The sequence below is a fragment of the Devosia sp. A369 genome (assembly GCF_054489345.1).
In genome coordinates this window covers 1-1592 of the sequence record NZ_JBTMWV010000050.1, presented here as the reverse complement: position 1 = coordinate 1592, position 1592 = coordinate 1, and the positions used below count along the sequence as shown (strand labels likewise).

Below are 1592 nucleotides of genomic sequence, written 5' to 3'. Positions count from 1 at the left end.
TGACTGCGGTAGAACGAACCCATGCCACCGTTGCTCTTCGCCCATACGCATATGTTGAGGAAGCTGTCGAATAGTTGGCGTCCCGCGAGCACCATGTCGGCGATATGGCGCCAATCAATGCAGTGGTAGTGCAGGGACCCATTTCGCGAATGATCTCGCGCTAGACCCATGACCAAGAGCAGAAATGCCGCGAACTCTGCCTCGGACATTTCGCCCGATGCCATGGCGAAGTCTGTGTGGGTTTTGGCCCCGGCACCACTTACCATCCCCGGAATTCTCAAGTTGTAGGGGACATCGGTGAACACGAGGTCGGCTAGTTGACCCTGCAGCAAATACTCAAAGCTGGCTGGTTCACGGGAGTCACCACAAAAGACCTGGTGATCCCCGCATTGCCAGAGATCGCCGAGACAACTGGTGGGGGTCTCCGGCGGCAGCGGAATATCCTCCTCCGATCCCGCGATAGAAGGAGGCGCCAGCAGACGATCGATTTCGATCGCGTCGTAACCGGTTAGTTCGATCTCATAGTTGGCAGCGATTAGATCGCGAAAGTCGCTAGCCAGTAGCGCCGCGTCCCAACTGCCCTCCTCGCCAATTTTGTTGTCGGCAATTCGAAGCGCCTTCTTTTGATCCTTCGAGAGCCCGCGCAATACGATGACCGGCACATCGGCTAGGCCCAGTCGCTCAGCTGCCAACCAACGTCCATGACCGGCAATGATCATCGCCTGTTCGTCCACGAGCAGTGGAGAAATATATCCGAACTCACCATAGGCAGCGGCCAGCTTTTGGATCTGACGCTTTGAGTGCTTCTTTGGATTTGTGGGATCAGGTTTCACCTGAGTCAGCGCCATGACTGTCACAGCGATGGGGGCGGGGTGGTTCGTTAGCGTAGCCATGTGTGCCTCATTTTCTACCATCAGAAATGCACAGGCCACATTTGCTGTCAACTAAACAAAGCAAGAGGCAAAATATCGGAATAGTCTAAATGACAATTAGTCCGAATCATATTCTTCATACGGTAATGAAAAACCGGTCTTGTCTAAGCGAATCTCTCTTAACTCACGTCTTATGGGTCATCTTAAACCGGAGCATGACTGTCCTTCCACATAATGTATTTGGATGCAGCTCGCATTTCCAGTCATTCGATAACTTGGTAATTGGGTAATTGTTCAATTCGAACCGCCCAATTTCGATCTTCTCGCCAACCCCGCATTGACCTCGCGATACGTGCAAACCGCAAACCCCGCCCTTAGCCGGGGGGCGCTAGTTGTGCGATAGGCCGTCTTTTCAAGCCGCGAGAAACCGTTGCTTCACCAGTATCCCCAGATCGGCTTGCTAGCGTGCGGCTGGGTGGCATCCTCACCATCGAAGGGGTGTCCATGATCCGAGGTCTAGTTAAAGTCTTGCCCGTTTTGGCGGCGGCCGGTGTGGGATTCGCGGGCGCTATGTTGCTTATCGTACCCGATGCAGGCGCGGGCATTGCCCGTGCGACCCTCGGCTCTCTCGGCGGCGCCGGCTGCAACATCAAGGGCAACATCAGCATCAACAGCGGTGAGCGCATCTACCATGTGCCAGGGCAGCGATACTACCTGGAG

Annotated in this window: 1 protein-coding gene; it reads right to left on the bottom strand. The window is 54.8% G+C overall.

Annotated elements, in window-relative coordinates:
• Positions 1 to 893, bottom strand: an 893-nt coding sequence (locus ACX3OZ_RS20810) for a ParB N-terminal domain-containing protein (RefSeq protein ID WP_459105502.1), incomplete at its 3' end; no start/stop codon positions are given.
• Positions 894 to 1592 lie beyond the last annotated feature (699 nt).